The sequence below is a fragment of the Streptomyces sp. NBC_01408 genome (assembly GCF_026340255.1).
Lineage (GTDB): Bacteria > Actinomycetota > Actinomycetes > Streptomycetales > Streptomycetaceae > Streptomyces.
Window position 1 is genome coordinate 162,765 of sequence record NZ_JAPEPJ010000001.1, and the last position, 17,314, is coordinate 180,078.

Here is a 17,314-nt window from a genome sequence, read left to right on the forward strand (position 1 = left end):
TCTCTGCAGGATCTTCAAGACGCTTTCCCCTCCTGATGCTGAAGTGCTTTACGGCCGTACGCGCGGGCCACGGCGTCGGGACCGTAGAGACGGGGCCGCGCGGTGAGGCGGACCGGTGCTCCGGCTCCGGCTCCGGCCGGCACCGCCTCCTCGGCGCCGAGCCACCGCTCCAGCGGCCCCCCGAGAGGGCTTTCGAGGAGGAACTCGGTCCTCCCGGACCAGCGGGCGCGCCGGCTGATCCACTCGCTGCGGGTGGCGGCGCGGCGGCCACCGCAGATGATCGGCCGGTGGCCGAGCACCAGGTAGCGGGCCCCGATGGACCAGCGGGTCACGTTCCACCGGCGGTCCACGGCCCGGCTCTTCTGCGTGCCGTAGACCACGGTCAGGAGCGGAGGCAGGAAGTAGAACGTGAACGTGATCTTGGAAGGAAGGCCGAACAGCAGGAGGAGAGGCCCCGTCCACACGATGTAGAGCGCGAGTCCCATGACGAGCGCGCGGCGCGGCACACCTTCGCCCAAGTCCATTCCGAGGAGCTCGTGCTGTTTGGTCTCCAGGTGGAGGTGGGTGGTGTAGGTGCGACCGACTCTCATCAGGCCCCCGCGACCTTTTTCCAGACCTCGCCGAGGAGCGTCGCGACTCCTTCCGGGTACCACACGATTCCGGCGACGAACACGGCGGCGACGAACAGCGTCAACATCTCGCCCCACTCCTTCTTCAGGAAGTGGCCCAGAGCCCTGACCCCGAGGAAGGCGGCGAACAGGTTGCCGACAACGGCGAGTATCCAGCCCTTGAGATCGGCGCCCGTGGTGAGCGCGAGCGTCTCGGCAGCGGTTTGGTGCAGCACAGGTTTCCCCCGTTGATGTGTTGACTGGCAGGCTGAAGCGACTCCATGACGACGGCTCACCTCGGTGAGCGCCGGTCACGGAGAGGTCAGAGGGTGCCGCCGCGAATGTCCGCGACCTGCCACCGCTGGGCGCCCGAGCTGGACACCCGGGTGAGCTTCACCCGGTAGGCGACTTCGACGGTGGCGCCGCCGAGTGCCCAGGAGACCTGGGCGGTGCCCGAGCGGTCGGCGTTGCCGGAGGTATCGACGGACCAGCTGACGAGCGCCTTGAACTCGATGCCCTGCGGCAAGGCCGGCAGTTGCGCGCCGGGGGCCGAGACGCTCTCCGTGTCACCGCCCGCGTAGGCGGCGAAGAACTTCTCGACGGTGCCCTTGGTCTGGCCGGTGAGCTCGGCGTCCGTCTGGACGGCCGGCGTGTCGGGCAGCTTGGGGCCCGCGGCCGGCATCCCGACCAGGCCGGGACGTCCGGTGACGGTGAACCGGCCACTGGCCTGGACGACGGGGACGTCGAGTCCCACCCAGCGGGCGCCGGGCTCCACCCGGGGCGTGGTTCCCCCGGCCGGACCGGCTGGGGAATCGGCGGACGAGCCGGGGACCGGACTTGCGGAGGGGCCGGCCGACGAGGAGGAACGGATGAGGACGTCGACTCGCACGAGCGCACGAGCGGCTTCACCTGGGGTGACCGCGCCGGGCTGGACGGCCAGTACCTCCTGGCGGCCCTTGCCGTCCCAGCCCATGGCGCTGTCCGCGCCAACGGGAAGGACAGAGGCGAGGAGCGCGGCGCGCTCCTCCTTCCTGGCCTCGTCCCAGCCGAGATAGGCGCGGGCGAAGCGGGCCGCCGCCGCCTGGGCGTCAGCGGTGGGGTAGGACGGCGCGGCCTGGGCCGGGGCGGAGGCGGCGGTCGGGGCCTTGGGCGGGACCACCCAGGCGCGGACGCCGGTCACGGCCGCGAGGGCCACCACGGCCCACAGCAGGCCGCGGCCGAGCCTGCGGGCGAAAACGACACCCGAGTTCTCGTCCTGCGGTACCCAGGGAACGGCCGGCGGCGTCGGCCGGCCCGCCGGTTCCCCGGGCTCCGCGGAGGCACGGTCACGCGCCGCCAGCTCGGCGCCGGCCGCTTCCCACGGATTCGCCGACTGCGGAGCGGGCTTCTCGTCCTGGCGCGACAGCCCCGCCGTGAGTCCCTGCTTGTTCCGGTCGACTGGTTCCGGAAGGCCCATCACCTTCCGGGTAATTCTGGCAAACGAGCCCATTCCCCGTACCTCCCCCGCCGAGAACCACAAGGGCCCGCCGCTCGCCCCTCGCGTGTTCTCGTCACTCAGCCCACAAGACCGCGCGGGCGGAGCAGGCCCCTGCCTCACGCCGGTGCCCGCGTCCATCCCCCGAGATGTCATGTGTTTGCACATGCAGCAGGGACAGACCTTAAAACACGATCTGATCACCGGTCAAAAAAGTTCCCATTAACGCTAAGTCGACAACCACGCCTTGGGGTCGGACGAAGGGATTCGCCGGGTTTGACACCTGTGAGAGTCCGAGCACATGTCACATAACGATCGGTCGGCCGATTCTGCACAGTTTCGCGGCGCCCGCCCGCAGGCCCAGCGGATACGGAAGGGCCATCGCGGCCAAGGGTGGTTCCGCGTATGCCCCGGATGTCTGCGCAGCGGTGTCAGCACGTGGGAGGCGTCGTGGGCACGCACTTCGCCCTCCGATGCCGACGCGGACGACAGGGGTGCCGGGCGTCTTCCCGCTCGATCCGACCGTGAAATGTGGGACACCCGCGCCGAAATCACTCCGGGCGGCCGCGTGAATACGCCAGGTGGACGCGGAGAAGGCCCTCGAGATGACCGCTCATGTTTATTGCGATGCCGAGTGGCAGTGGAAAGAACTCCCGCCGAGCGGGTTGTCCGGCACCGCCGACGCGCTCCGCGTCCCCGGAGCATTTGGTTCAGCGAATTCCCCGGAACTCGGAGCGAGGCCCTGACGGGACCGCCGGTGAGTGATCCTCGCCGGGTACACGCAGTCGGCGGATCTTCCGGTTCCGCAGTCGGTGTGTGGCCTGGCCCACATCCGCAGGCCCCCAGGCCCCCGACACGCACGAGCGCCCCCGGCCGGCGGTCCGGGGGCGCTCAGGAACCTACGAGGTACCAGGTACGGGCCCGCTCAGCCCTGAGCAAGGTGCCGTTCGACGGTCTCGACCTTCGAGGTCATGCCGTCGCTGACACCGGGGCGGATGTCCGCCTTGAGGATGAAGGAGACCCTGGGCGCCCGCGCCTCCACCGCGGCCACCGCGCGCCGGACCACGTCCATCACCTCGTCCCACTCCCCCTCGACGGTGGTGAACATGGCGTCGGTGCGGTTGGGCAGGCCGGACTCGCGCACGACGCGGACCGCGTCGGCCACGTACTCGCCGACCTCTTCGCCGACCCCCAGCGGGGTCACGGAGAACGCGACGATCACGCGTCGGCCGCCTCACGGGCACGGGCCGCGATCACGCTGTCGGCCTCGTCGCGCTTGAGCAGCTTGTCGCCGTACAGCCCGCCGAAGGGCAGCAGGGCGAGGCCGAAGAACATCAGGACCTTCTTGAACGGCCACTTCGCCTTGTTCCAGACATCCAGCAGGAAGATCGCGTAGATGACGAAAAGGACCCCGTGGAGGATACCGAGCGGCATCATCAGGTAGTCGACGTCCGAGATCCGGCTCAGCAGCGAGCCGAAGATCAGCAGCGCCGGGAAGGACAGCGCCTCCGGGACGGAGATGAGGCGCAGCCGGTGCAGGGCGGAAGCGGTCTTGATGTCCACGGAGAACCTTCGTGTGTGGAGGTCAGGGTCCGTCCCAGTGTCTCAGCCGCTTTGCGGGATCTTGACCCGGGTCCCTGGTCCGAAAAGGGGTCCCGACGCCCGAGTGTGGCGCATATCGGCCACAGGGCCCTGTTCGGGCTCGCCCGCTGCCGATAACGTCATCCCGTGGCTCAGTTCCGACTCCAAGGCAGCAAGGTGCTCGCCGTCGACCTGACCGGGGACGCCGTCAAAGCGAAAAACGGCTCCATGGTCGCGTACGACGGTCAGATGGCCTTCAAGAAGATGTCCGGCGGCGGTGAAGGCATCCGGGGGATGGTGACCCGGCGCCTGACCGGCGAGCAGATGACCGTGATGGAAGTGCAGGGACACGGCACCTGCTTCTTCGCCGACCGCGCAAGTGAGATCAATCTGGTCAATCTGCGCGGCGAGAAGCTCTACGTCGAATCCAGCAACCTGCTGTGCACCGACGCCGGCCTGCGCACCGGCACGACCTTCACCGGCCTGCGCGGCGGGGCGACGGGCAACGGCCTGTTCACCACGACCGTGGAGGGTTCGGGGCAGGCGGCGATCATGTCGGACGGTCCGGCGGTGGTGCTGCGCGTGAGCGCCCAGTACCCGCTCTCCGTCGACCCGGGGGCGTACATCGCGCACACCGGCAACCTCCAGCAGTCGTTCCAGTCGGGCGTGAACTTCCGCACCCTGATCGGCGAGGGCTCGGGCGAGGCGTTCCAGATCCGCTTCGAGGGCGAGGGTCTGGTGTACGTCCAGCCCAGCGAGCGCAACACCATCGGGGGTGACGTCTGATGCCGTTCCGCGAGGTCAACTCCAAGATGGTCGAGGCCCAGGTCGTCCCCGGGCAGAAGATGTACAGCCAGCGCGGCGCGATGCTCGCGTACCGCGGCGAGGTGTCCTTCACCCCGAGCCTGACCGGCGGTCAGGGCGGGGTCATGGGCATGATCGGGCGCCGCGTGGCGAACGAGCAGACGCCGCTGATGACGGTCGAGGGCAGCGGCACGGTGATGTTCGGCCACGGCGGCCACCACATCCAGGTGATCAACCTGACCGGCGAGACCCTCTACGTCGAGGCGGACCGGCTGCTCGCCTTCGACGGCACCCTCCAGCAGGGCACGATGTTCATGGGCTCGCAGGGCGGTGTCATGGGCATGGTGCGCGGCCAGGTGACCGGGCAGGGCCTGTTCACGACCACCCTCAAGGGCCACGGCTCGGTGGCCGTGATGGCCCACGGCGGGGTCATCGAACTCCCCATCACCCCGCAGCGCCCGGTCCACGTGGACCCGCAGGCGTACGTGGCCCACCACGGCGACGTCCGCAACAAGCTCTCCACGGCGCTGGGCTGGCGGGACATGGTGGGGCGCGGTTCGGGTGAGGCGTTCCAGCTGGAGCTGTCCGGCCAGGGCGCGGTGTACGTACAGGCCTCCGAGGAGAAGCTTTGAATCCTCCCCCTCCCAGAAGAACGGGGATTCCTGGCTCACGCCGCCTGACGGCCCAGCGGCCCGTCAGGTCTTCCACGATCAACACCAGCCGGGTTGAAACCAGCCCGGATACGCAAGTTTTCGGAGATGACATGCGTGCTTGGTTCTCGCTACGCAAGCAGGGACCTTATCAGTCGACGCACGGGGAGCGCCGGTGAACTTCGGACCTGCCATGGCCGGCGCCGGCAGCCCAACGGTCTACGACCCGTACACCCTGCCCTCCGACGACAACGTGAACGCGTACACCTTCTGCGTGGAGCTCAAGGGGAGCCAGTGGTTCCTGCAGAAGGGCAAGATGATCTCGTACTACGGGAGCATCGAGTTCAACGGCATCGGCAACGGCCGCTTCGACCGCCTGCTGCGCACCAGCTTCCACTCCCCGCTCCACGCGAGCGACTGGGTGGTGGCCGAGGGGCAGGGCAAGATGCTGCTGGCCGACCGGGCCTTCGACGTGAACTCGTACGACCTGGAGAACGGGAACCTGACGATCCGATCAGGCAACCTGCTCGCCTACCAGCCCTCCCTCGCACTGAAGCAGTCGATCGTCCCGGGCTTCCTGACCCTGATCGGAACCGGGAAGTTCGTGGCGGCGTCCAACGGACCGGTGGTGTTCATGGAGCCGCCGCTGCGCGTGGACCCGCAGGCCCTGGTGGGCTGGGCGGACTGCCCCTCGCCGTGCCACCACTACGATCACGGCTACATGTCGGGCGTGATGGGCGGGCTGCGCTCGCTCACCGGCGTCGGGGGCGCCTCGGGCGAGGAGCACCAGTTCGAGTTCGTGGGGGCCGGGACGGTGCTGCTGCAGTCCTCGGAGATGCTGATGGCGGAGCAGGCGGTCGGCACGGTCGGCGCGGGTGCGGCCACGGGTAACGCGCAGGGCGTTCCGGGGGCCGGCCAGGGTCCGCTGGGGCAGCTGGGCGTGCCGCGGATGCCGGGGCAGCTGGGTGATCTCCAGCGCCGCTTCGGACTGTGACCCTCAGACCATCCGATTTTTGTACGTAATTCAACTTCTTAGGTAGAGTTCATTCATGGAGACCGTGGAGACCGAGACCGCCACCCGCTGGCTGACCGACGCCGAGCAGTGTGCCTGGCGTACCCACCTGGACGTCAGCAGGCTGCTGATGCACCAGCTGGAGAAGGATCTCCAGCCTTTCGGGCTCACGAACAACGACTACGAGATCCTCGTGAACCTCTCGGAGTCGGGCGACCACCGGATGCGGATGAGCGATCTCGCGACCGCCACCCTGCAGTCCAAGAGCCGGCTGTCCCACCAGATCACGCGCATGGAGGCGGCGGGCCTGGTCCGCCGCGTGAACTGCGAGTCCGACCGCCGCGGCCTGTACGCGGTGCTCACGGACGGGGGCATGGAGACGATGCGCAAGGTCGCCCCGCACCACGTGGCCTCCGTACGCCGTCACTTCATCGACCTGCTGCCCCCGGCGGCCCTGGCGGCGCTGCGCGACTCGCTCGTCCCCGTGGCGGACCACCTGCGGGACAACCGCGGCAAGATCTGAGACCCGCGGACGGCACGGCCCGGGGCGCCGGGCGCGCCGTCCGCCACTCCCGGCCGCAGAACGACGGCTACTGACGGCCCGTTCCGGCCCCGCCTGCGTCTGAGGCGCGGGGTCCGGAGCAGCGCCCCGGCACGACGGGGCGCCGCACCCGCCCCGCGTGCCTCAGCCCTCGGTCAGCGTCGCCAGCAGCGCATCGGCGGCCGCGTACGGGTCCAGCTCACCCTCGGCGACCCGGGCGGCCAGCGCGTCCAGATGCGCGTCGCCGTGCAGGTCGGCCATCCGGGCCCGCAGCGCGGTCACCGCGATGGTCTCCACCTCCCGCGCCGCACGCTGCGCCCGCCGCTGCGCCAGCACCCCGCGCTCGTCCATCCACGCGCGGTGCTTCTCCAGCGCCTCGACCAGCTCGTCGATGCCCTGGCCCCGCGCGGCGACGGTCTTCACGATCGGCGGCCGCCAGTCACCGGCCCCCCGGGACTCCCCCAGGCTCAGCATGTGGTTCAGCTCCCGGGCGGTGGAGTCCGCGCCGTCCCGGTCCGCCTTGTTCACCACGTACACGTCGCCGATCTCCAGGATGCCCGCCTTCGCGGCCTGGATCCCGTCGCCCATCCCGGGGGCAAGCAGCACCACCGAGGTGTCGGCCTGCGAGGCGATCTCCACCTCCGACTGCCCGACACCGACGGTCTCGACCAGGATCACCTCGCAGCCGGCCGCGTCCAGCACTCGGATCGCCTGCGGGGCGGCCCACGCCAGCCCGCCCAGGTGCCCCCGGGTGGCCATCGAACGGATGTACACGCCGGGGTCCGAGGCGTGGTCCGACATCCGCACCCGGTCCCCGAGCAGCGCCCCGCCCGAGAAGGGCGAGGAGGGGTCGACCGCGAGCACGCCGACCCGCTTGCCCGCCTTGCGGTACGCCGACACCAGAGCCGAGGTGGACGTGGACTTGCCCACGCCCGGGGACCCGGTGAGGCCCACGACGTACGCCCCGCCGGTGAGCGGGGCCAGGGCGGCCATGACCTCGCGCAGCTGCGGGGACGCCCCCTCGACCAGCGAGATCAGCCTGGCCACGGCCCGCGGTCGGCCTTCGCGGGCCTGCTCCACCAGCGTGGGGACGTCCACCGTCATACGTGCTGCGCTCCTCGGCTCTGTACGGGTACGGCAGGTGTGCTTACTTGCGGACGTGGACGATCAGCGCATCGCCCTGGCCGCCGCCGCCGCACAGCGCGGCCGCGCCGGTCCCGCCGCCGCGGCGCTTGAGCTCCAGCGCCAGGTGCAGCACCACACGGGCGCCCGACATGCCGATCGGGTGCCCCAGCGCAATGGCGCCGCCGTTGACGTTCACCTTTTCCGGGGTCACGCCGAGGTCCTTCATTGACTGCACGGCGACCGCCGCGAAGGCCTCGTTGATCTCGATGAGGTCCAGGTCGGAGACCTGGAGCCCCTCCTTCTTCAGCGCGTGCAGGATCGCGTTGGACGGCTGCGACTGGAGGGAGTTGTCGGGACCGGCGACGTTTCCGTGCGCACCGATCTCGGCGATCCACTCCAGACCCAGCTCCTCGGCCTTCGCCTTGCTCATCACGACCACGGCGGCCGCGCCGTCGCTGATCTGCGAGGAGGTGCCTGCGGTGATGGTGCCGTCCTTCGCGAAGGCCGGGCGCAGCCTGCCGAGGGACTCGGCCGTGGTCTCCGGGCGGATGCCCTCGTCCTGCGAGAAGATCACCGGCTCGCCCTTGCGCTGCGGGATCTCGACCGGGGTGATCTCGGCCTCGAAGACGCCGTTCTTCTGCGCGGCCGCGGCACGCTGGTGGGAGGTGGCGGCGAACTCGTCCTGCGGGGCGCGCTCGATGCCCAGGCGGGTGTTGTGCTTCTCGGTGGACTCGCCCATCGCGATGTTCTCGAAGGCGTCGGTGAGGCCGTCGTAGGCCATCGCGTCGAGCATCTCGATGGCGCCGTACTTGTAGCCCTCGCGGGACTTGGGCAGCAGGTGCGGCGCGTTGGTCATGGACTCCTGACCGCCCGCGACCACGATGTCGAACTCCCCGGCGCGGATGAGCTGGTCGGCCAGCGCGATGGCGTCCAGACCCGAGAGGCACACCTTGTTGATCGTGAGCGCGGGCACGTTCATCGGGATCCCGCCCTTGACCGCGGCCTGGCGGGCGGGGATCTGGCCCGCGCCCGCCTGGAGCACCTGGCCCATGATCACGTACTGCACCTGGTCGCCGGAGATTCCGGCCCGGTCCAGCGCGGACTTGATGGCGAAGCCGCCGAGGTCGGCGCCCGAGAAGGACTTCAGCGAGCCGAGCAGCCGCCCCATGGGGGTGCGGGCCCCGGCGACGATCACTGAAGTGGTGTTGTTCGATCCGGACATGAGGCACAGCCCCTTGAGGATGAGGAGTGAACGAGGGTTTACATGAATGTACTGAGCGGTACCCGCGGCGTCACCGGGCTGTCGGTGTGATCGCTGGCACGTTGCGTGACCACCCTCCTCGGCGGTGCACTGGTCCCATGCTGACAAGAATCGACCACATCGGGATCGCCTGCTTCGACCTGGCTAAAACTGTCGAGTTCTACCGTGCCACGTACGGCTTCGAGGTGTTCCACACCGAGGTCAACGAGGAGCAGGGTGTGCGCGAGGCCATGCTGAAGATCAACGAGACGTCCGACGGCGGCGCCTCCTACCTCCAGCTCCTGGAGCCCACCCGCGAGGACTCCGCGGTGGGCAAGTGGCTGGCCAAGAACGGGGAGGGCGTCCACCACATCGCCTTCGGCACCGAGGACGTCCGCGGTGACTCGGAGGCCATCCGCGGCAAGGGCGTCCGCGTCCTGTACGACGAGCCGCGCACCGGCTCGATGGGCTCCTCGATCACCTTCCTGCACCCCAAGGACTGCCACGGGGTCCTCACGGAACTGGTCACGGCCAACCCTGACCACTGATGGCCCGATTCCCCGGCCGGTAGAGTGGCCATGGCTCGGCCGGGGTTCGGTGCGGAGACGGGGTCGGGGCCTGTGACCCCTGCCCCGGTATCTGACACCATTCCCCCGGGGGCGTCGTTCAGCGGGCGAGCGATGCTCATTGGAGTGAGCTTGCGACCAGGGGACGGATGGGACCGCGCTGTGCGGGGCTACGAAAGCCAGGAGAGCCATCAGGCCGAGGCCGACCACCTCTCGCGCTTCGAGGCCGAGATGGAGCGGCTGAAGAAGGAGCGCGGGAAGGCCGTCCAGCACGCTGAGGACCTGGGATACCAGGTCGAGGTGCTGCGCGCCAAGCTCCACGAGGTACGCCGAGCTCTGGCGTCCCGCCCCGCCTACGACGGCGCGGACATGGGGTACCAGGCGGAGCAGTTGCTCCGCAATGCCCAGATCCAGGCCGACCAGATGCGCTCCGACGCCGAGCGCGAGCTGCGCGACGCCCGGGCGCAGACCCAGCGCATCCTCCAGGAACACGCCGAGCACCAGTCCCGCCTCCAGGCCGAGCTGCACACCGAGGCCGTCAACCGCCGCCAGCGCCTGGACCAGGAGCTCAACGAGCGCCGCCAGACCGTCGAGGCGCACGTCAACGAGAACGTGGCCTGGGCCGAGCAGCTGCGCGCCCGTACGGAGTCCCAGGCGCGCCGGCTCATGGAGGAGTCCCGCGCCGAGGCCGACCAGGCCCTGAACGCCGCCCGGGCCGAGGCCGCCCGCCTCGCCGAGGAGGCCCGCCGCCGGCTGACCTCCGAGGCGGAGGCCTCCCGTGCCGAGGCCGAGTCCACCCTGCTGCGCGCCCGCAAGGAGGCCGAGCGGCTGCTGACCGCCGCCTCCTCGCAGGCCCAGGAGGCCAGCGAGCACGCGGAGCGGCTGCGTTCCAGCACCTCGGCCGAGGCCGAGCAGACCCGCCAGCAGACCCTCGACCTCGGCCGGGTGGCCGAGTCGCGGGTGCAGGAGGCCGACTCCGCGCTGCGCGAGGCCCGCGCCGCGGCCGAGAAGCTGCTCGCCGAGGCCAAGGAGAGCGCCTCCCGGCAGCTCGCCTCGGCGGAGTCCGTCAACGAGCAGCGCACCCGTACCGCCAAGGAGCAGGTGGCCCGGCTGGTCGGCGAGGCCACCAAGGAGGCCGAGGTCCTCAAGGCCGAGGCCGAGCAGCTGCTGGCGGACGCCCGCGGCGACGTGGAGCGGCAGCGCGCCGAGGCCGGGGAGCAGGCCCGCGCGGCCGCCTCCGAGGAATCCGCGGCGCAGCTGGCGAAGGCCGCCCGCACCGCGGAAGACGTACTGAACAAGGCCTCCGAGGACGCCCGGGCCACCACCCGGGCGGCGTCGGAGGAGGCCGAGCGGATCCGCCGCGAGGCGGAGTCCGAGGCCGAGCGGCTGCGTTCGCAGGCGGCGGCCACGGCGGACGAGCTCAAGGGCGCCGCGAAGGACGACACCGAGGAGTACCGGGCCCGTACCGTCGAGCTCCAGGAGGAGGCCCGGCGGCTGCGCGGCGAGGCGGAGCAGCTGCGCGCCGAGGCCGTCGCCGAGGGCGAGCGGATCCGCGGCGAGGCCCGCCGCGAGGCGGTGCAGCAGATCGAGGAGGCGGCCCGGACGGCCGAGGAGCTCCTCGGCAAGGCCAAGGCGGACGCGGACGAGCTGCGCGGCGGGGCGAGCGCCGAGAGCGAGCGGGTCCGCGCCGAGGCCGTGGAGCGGGCGACCACCCTGCGCAAGCAGGCCGAGGAGACCCTGGAGCGCACCCGCGCCGAGGCCGAACGGCTGCACGCCGAGGCCGCGGAACAGGCGGAAGCCGTACGGTCCGAGGCGGACGCGGAGGCCCGGCGGCGGCGCGAGGAGACCGAGCAGGCCCTGGCCGCGAAGCGGGCGGAGGCCGACGAGGAACTCGTACGGCTGCACACGGACGCCGAGAGCCGGCTGGGCACGGCCGAGCAGACCCTGCGCGACGCCCGCGCGGCGGCGGAGAACATCCGCAGGGAGACCACCGAGGAGACCGACCGGCTGCGGGCCGAGTCGGCCGAGCGCAACCGCACCCTCCAGGCGCAGTCGGAGGCGGAGGCCGAGCAGCTGCGCACGGACGCGGCCGAGGATGCCGGACGGGTCCGCGCGGAGGCCGAGCAGGTCGCCGTACGGCTGCGCGGCGAGGCCGAGGCCGAGGCGGAGCGGGTGCGCTCCGAGGCCCAGGAGACCGCGGACCGGCTGCGCGCGGAGGCGAAGACCGCCGCCGAGCGGGTCGGCGCGGAGGCCGCCGAGGCGCTGGCCGCCGCGCAGGAGGAGGCCGTCCGGCGGCGCCGGGAGGCCGAGGAGACCCTGTCGTCGGCGCGGACCGACGCCGGCAACGAGCGGGCGCAGGCCCGCGAGCAGAGCGAGGAGCTGCTGGCCGCGGCCCGCAGGCGCTCCGAGGAGGCGCAGGCCGAGGCGGCCCGCCTGACCGAGGAGGCCGAGCGGCGCGCGTCGGAGCTGGTGGCGGCGGCGGAGACCACCGCCCAGCAGGTACGGGACTCCGTGGCCGGGCTGCACGAGCAGGCCGAGGAGGAGATCACCGGGCTGCGCAGCGCCGCCGAGCACGCGGCGCAGCGCACGCGCACCGAGGCCGAGGAGGAGTCCGAGCGGGTCCGCGCCGACGCCTACGCGGAACGCGAGCGGGCCACCGAGGACGCGAACCGGGTCCGCAGCGAGGCACGCGCCGAGACCGACGCGGCGAAGGCGCTGGCCGAGCGCACCGTCGGCGACGCGATCGCCGAGGCGGAGCAGCTGCGCACCGACACGGCCGAGTACGCGCAGCGGGTGCGCACCGAGGCCACCGACGCGCTGGCGGCGTCCGAGCGGGACGCGGCCCGGACCCGGGCGGACGCCCGTGACGACGCGAACCGTATCCGCGGCGAGGCGGCCGAGGCCCTGGAGGCGTCGCGCGCCGAGGGGACCCGGATCGTCGCCGAGGCGACGGCGGAGGCCGACCGGCTCACCGAGGAGACCCTGGCGGCCAGCGCGGCCACGGCCGGCGAGGCGACGGCGGAAGCCGAGCGGATCACCGCCGAGGCGGCCGTGGCCGCGGACGCGACCCGCGCGGAGGCGGCCGGCACGCTGGACGAGGCCCGCGTGGAGGCGGGCCGGCTGCGCACGGAGGCGGCCGAGCAGGCCGACCGCCTGGTCGGCAAGGCGGCCGCGGAGGCGGAGAAGCTCACGTCCCAGGCGAAGGCGACGATGGCCGCGGCCGAACGGGACGCCACGCGGATCCTGGTGGAGTCCCGTGCCGAGGGCGACCGGCTGGTCGACGAGACCCGCACGGCCAACGAGCTCACGGTCGGCGAGGCCGCGGCGGAGGCCGAGCGGCTGCGCGCGGAGGGCGCGCGGACCCTGGACGACGCCCGCGCGGAGGGCGGCCGGATCATCGGCGAGGCCACCGCTGAGGCGGACCGCGTCACGGTCGCGGCGAACGAGACGCTGGCGGCCGCCGAGCGGGAGTCCGAGCAGACCCTGGACGAGGCGCGCGCCGAGGCGGGCCGGCTGCGGAGCGAGGCCGCCGAGCAGGCGGACCGGCTCATCGGCGAGGCCTCGTCCGAGGCGGACAAGCTCACGGCGCAGACCCGCAAGGACAACGAGCGCACGGTCGGCGAGGCCGCGAACGAGGCCGAGCGGCTGCGCGCGGAGGCGTCGGAGGCGCTGTCCTCGGCGCAGGAGCACGCGACCCGTACCCGGTCGGAGGCCGAGCGGGTCAAGGCGGAGGCGGCGAACGAGGCGGAGCGTGTCCGCGCCGAGGCCCGTACGGAGTCCGAGCGGCTGCTGGACGAGGCCCGCGAGCAGGCCAACAAGCGCCGCAGCGAGGCCGCGGAGCAGGTCGACCGGCTCATCACCGAGGCCTCGGCGGAGGCCGACAAGCTCACCGCCGACGCGCAGAAGCAGGCTCTGGCCGCCACCACGGCGGCCGAGGAGCAGGCGGACGCGATGGTGGACGCCGCCCGCAAGGAGGCGGCGCGGATCACCTCGGAGGCGACGGTCGAGGGCAACTCCACGGTGGAGAAGGCCCGTACCGACGCGAACGAGCTGCTGGTCGGCGCGCGCACGGACGCCTCGGCCATAAGGGAGCGGGCGGAGGAGCTGCGCGGCCGCGTCGAGGCGGAGGTCGAGGAGCTGCACGAGCGGGCCCGCCGGGAGTCGGCCGAGCAGATGAAGTCGGCCGGCGAGCGCGTGGACAAGCTGGTGCGCGCGGCGACCGAGCAGAGCGTCGAGGCCGAGGCGAAGGCCAAGGAGCTGGTGTCGGACGCGAGCAGCGAGGCGAGCAAGGTGCGCATCGCCGCGGTCCGCAAGGCGGAGGCGCTCCTCAAGGAGGCCGAGCAGAAGAAGGCCGAACTGTCACGGGAGGCCGAGGCGGCTCTGGCGGAGGCCCGGTCGGAGGCCGACCGGATCGTCGAGGAGGGCCGCCGTGAGCTGGAGGTCCTGGTGCGCCGGCGTGAGGACATTCAGGCGGAGATCTCCCGTGTCCAGGACGTTCTTGAGGCGTTGGAATCATTCGAGGCGCCTTCGGGCGGCGCGAAGCCCACGGTCGGCGGCCAGGGCGCGGGGGGCGTGAAGGCCGGCGCGGCAGCGGGTTCCACTCGATCGGGTGGTAAGACGTCAGAGGGCTAGTCGGCGCGCGTGGATGTGTGCTCCTGATGGAGGTTCAGGCGAACGGGTGACAAGCATTCTGTCGCCTTGCCACTCAAAAGGGGTGTCATTGTCCAGATCAAACGTGGAATGACTCGATGACACGCCGCCTGGGCGCCTAGGATTCCCCTAACACCTCACGTAGCACCTCATCGGTCTCATTCGACAGGAACCCCATGAGCGACACTTCCTCCCCCTTCGGCTTCGAGCTCGTGCGGCGTGGTTACGACCGTGGTCAGGTGGACGACCGCATTACCAAGCTGGTCTCCGACCGCGACAGCGCCCTTGGACGTATCAACTCTCTGGAAAAGCGGATCGAGGAGTTGCACCTCGAGACGCAGAACGCCCAGGCCCAGGTGAGCGACGCGGAGCCGTCGTACGCCGGTCTCGGCGCCCGGGTCGAGAAGATCCTGCGGCTGGCCGAGGAGGAGGCGAAGGACCTGCGCGAGGAGGCCCGTCGCGCGGCCGAGCAGCACCGGGAGCTCGCGGAGTCGGCCGCCCAGACCGTGCGCAACGACGCCGAGTCGTTCGCCGCCGACCGCAAGTCGAAGGCGGAGGACGAGGGCGTCCGCATCGTCGAGAAGGCCAAGGGCGACGCGTCGACACTGCGCGCGGAGGCCCAGAAGGACGCCGCCTCCAAGCGCGAGGAGGCCGACGCGCTGTTCGAGGAGACCCGCGCGAAGGCCGCCCAGGCCGCCGCGGACTTCGAGACCAACCTGGCCAAGCGCCGTGAGCAGTCCGAGCGCGACCTGGCCTCGCGTCAGGCCAAGGCCGAGAAGCGCCTCGCGGAGATCGAGCACCGCGCGGAGCAGCTGCGCCTGGAGGCCGAGAAGCTGCGTACGGACGCGGAGCGCCGTGCCCGCCAGACCGTGGAGACCGCGCAGCGCCAGGCCGAGGACATCGTGGCCGACGCCAACGCCAAGGCCGACCGCATCCGCAGCGAGTCGGAGCGCGAGCTGGCGGCGCTCACCAACCGCCGCGACTCCATCAACGCGCAGCTCACCAACGTCCGCGAGATGCTGGCGACGCTCACCGGTGCGGCCGTCGCGGCGGCCACCCCGATCGTCGACGACGAGCCGGTCACCCGTGGTGTCCCGGCGCAGCAGAGCCGCTAGTACGCCGATTTCTACTCGCTGGTAGCGAAACCGTCACATCAGGGCCGTATGTCACCTGTTCGAGGTGACATACGGCCCTTCGGCGCTCTAGCGTGGCCCCATGATCGAGCTTGAGGGCCTTACCAAACGATTCGGCGCGAAGACCGCCGTGGACCACCTCAGCTTCCAGGTCAAACCGGGGGTGGTGACCGGCTTCCTCGGCCCCAACGGGGCCGGGAAGTCCACGACCATGCGCATGATGCTCGACCTCGACAATCCGACCAGCGGGACGGTCCGGATCGACGGGAAGCACTACCGGGACCTGCCGGAGCCACTGAAGTACATCGGCGCACTGCTGGACGCCAAGGCCATGCACGGCGGCCGCAGCGCCTACAACAACCTTCTCTGCCTTGCCCAGTCGAACCGGATCCCGGAGAGCCGGGTCTCCGAGGTGCTGGACATGGTCGGGTTGACGGCCGTGGCGAAGAAGAAGTCGAAAGGATTTTCGCTCGGTATGGGGCAGCGGCTGGGAATCGCCGCCGCCCTGCTCGGCGATCCGGAGATCCTGATGTTCGACGAACCCGTCAATGGTCTGGACCCCGAGGGGATTCTCTGGATCAGGAATCTTATGAAGGGGCTGGCCTCGGAAGGCCGGACGATCTTCGTTTCTTCTCACTTGATGAGCGAAATGGCCCTGACCGCAGACCATTTGGTCGTGATCGGACAGGGAAAGCTGCTGGCTGACACGTCCATGGCCGATTTCATCCACCAGAACTCGCGCAGTTACACACGCGTGCGTTCCCCTCAGCAGGAGCGGCTGAAGGACGTACTGCACGAATCCGGCATCGCTGCCGTCCAGGTGCCCGGCACGGGCACGCTGGAGATCGACGCGGTGACCGCCGAGCAAATCGGCGAGCTGGCCGCCCAGCACCAGATCGTCCTGCACGAACTCAGCCCGCAACGGGCTTCACTGGAAGAAGCGTTCATGCGCATGACGGCGGACTCCGTCGAGTACCACGCCCACGCGCCGGGGGGCCCGCTGCACAATCCGGCCCGGCCCGCCGACGTACCCGCGTGGGGCGCCGGCTTCGAGGCGACGCGCAAGGGCGGCGAGTGACCATGGCCTTCTCCGCAGTTCTGAACTCCGAGTGGACCAAGATCCGTACGGTCGCCTCCACCAGCTGGACCCTCGCCACCGCGTTCCTGATCACCGTCGCCATCGGTGCCGGGCTGTGCGCCGTGGTCAGCGCGACCTTCGAAGACCTGCCCGAGACCCAGCAGGTCACCTTCGACGCCACCCAGATGAGCTTCTCCGGGATGCTCCTGGGACAGGTTGCGATGCTCGTCTTCGGGGCGATGGTGGTCGGCAGCGAGTACAGCACCGGCATGATCCGCACCTCCCTCGCAGCCGTACCCAGCCGCGCCCGCCTGCTCCTCGGCAAGGTCACCGCGGCGACCGTCCTGGCGCTGGTGGCGGGCCTTGCCACCGGCTTCGTGTCCTTCTTCCTCGGCCAGGCACTCCTCGGCGACCACGGCATCGGGCTGGGCGGTGAGAACGTGCTGCGCGCGGTGATCGGCGTGGGCCTGTACATGGCGCTGCTCGTGCTGTTCGCCATCGGCGTGTCGATGATGCTGCGGAACACGGCCGCCTCGATCGTCATCCTGATCACCTTCATCCTGGTCCTGCCGATCGTCCTCAGCGTGGTCGACGCCACCCGCAAGATCGCTTACTACCTGCCCAACCAGGCCGGTTCCGCGATCATGCAGACCGTGCCGGCGTCCATGACCGACTCGGACGTGCCCTACGGGCCGTGGGGCGGTCTCGGGCTCATGGCGCTGTGGGCGCTCGCCGCGGTACTCGGGGGCTACCTGGTCCTCAAGAAGCGCGACGCCTGACGGACGGATCTCCTCCGGTCCGTCGCAGGACGGACGTCTTCCGTACTACGGGTGATCCCCGGGTCGGTCTCAG

At 71.0% G+C, this 17,314-nt stretch carries 16 protein-coding genes; 9 read left to right on the top strand and 7 right to left on the bottom strand.

Annotated features, from left to right (window positions below; translation table 11 throughout):
* Positions 1-14 precede the first annotated feature (14 nt).
* From OG447_RS00680 to OG447_RS00700, 5 genes are all read right to left on the bottom strand, one after another.
* Positions 15-590 (bottom strand): hypothetical protein, encoded by a 576-nt coding sequence (locus OG447_RS00680; RefSeq protein WP_266934211.1) that lies wholly within the window; start codon positions 588-590, stop codon positions 15-17.
* Positions 590-844, bottom strand: a complete 255-nt coding sequence (locus OG447_RS00685; RefSeq protein WP_266934212.1) for a TcpD family membrane protein — start codon at positions 842-844, stop codon at positions 590-592. Before OG447_RS00685 ends, OG447_RS00680 begins: the two co-directional genes overlap by 1 nt.
* An 86-nt stretch (positions 845-930) precedes the next feature.
* On the bottom strand, positions 931-2,064 hold the full coding sequence (locus tag OG447_RS00690; RefSeq protein WP_266934213.1) for a conjugal transfer protein: 1,134 nt from the start codon (positions 2,062-2,064) through the stop codon (positions 931-933).
* Positions 2,065-3,007: 943 nt separating this feature from the next.
* The gene (locus OG447_RS00695) at positions 3,008-3,304 is read right to left on the bottom strand and encodes an MTH1187 family thiamine-binding protein (protein ID WP_266934214.1); all 297 of its coding nucleotides are present in this window, start codon (positions 3,302-3,304) and stop codon (positions 3,008-3,010) included.
* A complete protein-coding gene (locus tag OG447_RS00700) occupies positions 3,301-3,645 on the bottom strand; it encodes a DUF3817 domain-containing protein (RefSeq protein WP_266934215.1) in 345 nt (114 codons plus the stop codon). The genes OG447_RS00695 and OG447_RS00700 overlap by 4 nt, the downstream gene beginning before the upstream one ends.
* 165 nt (positions 3,646-3,810) lie before the next feature.
* On the opposite strand from OG447_RS00700, the gene OG447_RS00705 reads away from it, so the two are divergent.
* The 4 genes from OG447_RS00705 to OG447_RS00720 all read left to right on the top strand — a co-directional run bounded on the left by OG447_RS00705 (position 3,811) and on the right by OG447_RS00720 (position 6,652).
* Entirely contained in the window at positions 3,811-4,449 is a 639-nt protein-coding gene (locus OG447_RS00705) for an AIM24 family protein (RefSeq protein ID WP_266934216.1), read from the top strand.
* On the top strand, positions 4,449-5,099 hold the full coding sequence (locus OG447_RS00710; protein WP_266934217.1) for an AIM24 family protein: 651 nt from the start codon (positions 4,449-4,451) through the stop codon (positions 5,097-5,099). Before OG447_RS00705 ends, OG447_RS00710 begins: the two co-directional genes overlap by 1 nt.
* A 211-nt stretch (positions 5,100-5,310) precedes the next feature.
* Complete coding sequence (locus OG447_RS00715) at positions 5,311-6,111, top strand: AIM24 family protein (protein ID WP_266938690.1); 801 nt, start codon at positions 5,311-5,313, stop codon at positions 6,109-6,111.
* Between the two features lie 64 nt (positions 6,112-6,175).
* On the top strand, positions 6,176-6,652 hold the full coding sequence (locus tag OG447_RS00720) for a MarR family winged helix-turn-helix transcriptional regulator (RefSeq protein WP_266938691.1): 477 nt from the start codon (positions 6,176-6,178) through the stop codon (positions 6,650-6,652).
* 162 nt (positions 6,653-6,814) lie between these two features.
* Here the strand turns inward: OG447_RS00720 and meaB are convergent, their stop codons facing one another.
* Together meaB and OG447_RS00730 are read right to left on the bottom strand one after the other, a co-directional pair.
* Positions 6,815-7,774, bottom strand: coding sequence for a methylmalonyl Co-A mutase-associated GTPase MeaB (gene meaB, locus OG447_RS00725; RefSeq protein ID WP_266934218.1), 960 nt, complete (start codon positions 7,772-7,774; stop codon positions 6,815-6,817).
* 43 nt (positions 7,775-7,817) lie between these two features.
* Positions 7,818-9,017, bottom strand: a complete 1,200-nt coding sequence (locus tag OG447_RS00730) for an acetyl-CoA C-acetyltransferase (protein WP_266934219.1) — start codon at positions 9,015-9,017, stop codon at positions 7,818-7,820.
* 137 nt (positions 9,018-9,154) lie between these two features.
* On the opposite strand from OG447_RS00730, the gene mce reads away from it, so the two are divergent.
* The 5 genes from mce (at position 9,155) to OG447_RS00755 (ending at position 17,241) form a co-directional block, all read left to right on the top strand.
* On the top strand, positions 9,155-9,583 hold the full coding sequence (mce, locus tag OG447_RS00735) for a methylmalonyl-CoA epimerase (RefSeq protein ID WP_266934220.1): 429 nt from the start codon (positions 9,155-9,157) through the stop codon (positions 9,581-9,583).
* 132 nt (positions 9,584-9,715) lie between these two features.
* The gene (gene scy / locus OG447_RS00740) at positions 9,716-14,233 is read left to right on the top strand and encodes a polarized growth protein Scy (RefSeq protein ID WP_323181708.1); all 4,518 of its coding nucleotides are present in this window, start codon (positions 9,716-9,718) and stop codon (positions 14,231-14,233) included.
* A 194-nt stretch (positions 14,234-14,427) separates the two neighbouring features.
* Positions 14,428-15,366: a cellulose-binding protein gene (locus OG447_RS00745; RefSeq protein ID WP_266934222.1), complete on the top strand. Its 939-nt coding sequence runs from the start codon at positions 14,428-14,430 to the stop codon at positions 15,364-15,366.
* Between the two features lie 100 nt (positions 15,367-15,466).
* On the top strand, positions 15,467-16,462 hold the full coding sequence (locus tag OG447_RS00750; protein ID WP_266934223.1) for an ABC transporter ATP-binding protein: 996 nt from the start codon (positions 15,467-15,469) through the stop codon (positions 16,460-16,462).
* Positions 16,463-16,464: 2 nt separating this feature from the next.
* Complete coding sequence (locus OG447_RS00755; protein WP_266934224.1) at positions 16,465-17,241, top strand: ABC transporter permease; 777 nt, start codon at positions 16,465-16,467, stop codon at positions 17,239-17,241.
* Positions 17,242-17,314 lie beyond the last annotated feature (73 nt).

Excerpts from the sequence above, each read along its gene's own strand:
- OG447_RS00680 (WP_266934211.1), bottom strand. The coding sequence starts at position 590 with ATGAGAGTCGGTCGCACCTACACCACCCACCTCCACCTGGAGACCAAA.
- OG447_RS00690 (WP_266934213.1), bottom strand. The coding sequence starts at position 2,064 with ATGGGCCTTCCGGAACCAGTCGACCGGAACAAGCAGGGACTCACGGCG.
- OG447_RS00710 (WP_266934217.1), top strand. The coding sequence starts at position 4,449 with ATGCCGTTCCGCGAGGTCAACTCCAAGATGGTCGAGGCCCAGGTCGTC.
- OG447_RS00715 (WP_266938690.1), top strand. The coding sequence starts at position 5,311 with ATGGCCGGCGCCGGCAGCCCAACGGTCTACGACCCGTACACCCTGCCC.
- meaB (WP_266934218.1), bottom strand. The coding sequence starts at position 7,774 with ATGACGGTGGACGTCCCCACGCTGGTGGAGCAGGCCCGCGAAGGCCGA.
- OG447_RS00730 (WP_266934219.1), bottom strand. The coding sequence starts at position 9,017 with ATGTCCGGATCGAACAACACCACTTCAGTGATCGTCGCCGGGGCCCGC.
- mce (WP_266934220.1), top strand. The coding sequence starts at position 9,155 with ATGCTGACAAGAATCGACCACATCGGGATCGCCTGCTTCGACCTGGCT.
- scy (WP_323181708.1), top strand. The coding sequence starts at position 9,716 with ATGCTCATTGGAGTGAGCTTGCGACCAGGGGACGGATGGGACCGCGCT.
- OG447_RS00745 (WP_266934222.1), top strand. The coding sequence starts at position 14,428 with ATGAGCGACACTTCCTCCCCCTTCGGCTTCGAGCTCGTGCGGCGTGGT.
- OG447_RS00750 (WP_266934223.1), top strand. The coding sequence starts at position 15,467 with ATGATCGAGCTTGAGGGCCTTACCAAACGATTCGGCGCGAAGACCGCC.
- OG447_RS00755 (WP_266934224.1), top strand. The coding sequence starts at position 16,465 with ATGGCCTTCTCCGCAGTTCTGAACTCCGAGTGGACCAAGATCCGTACG.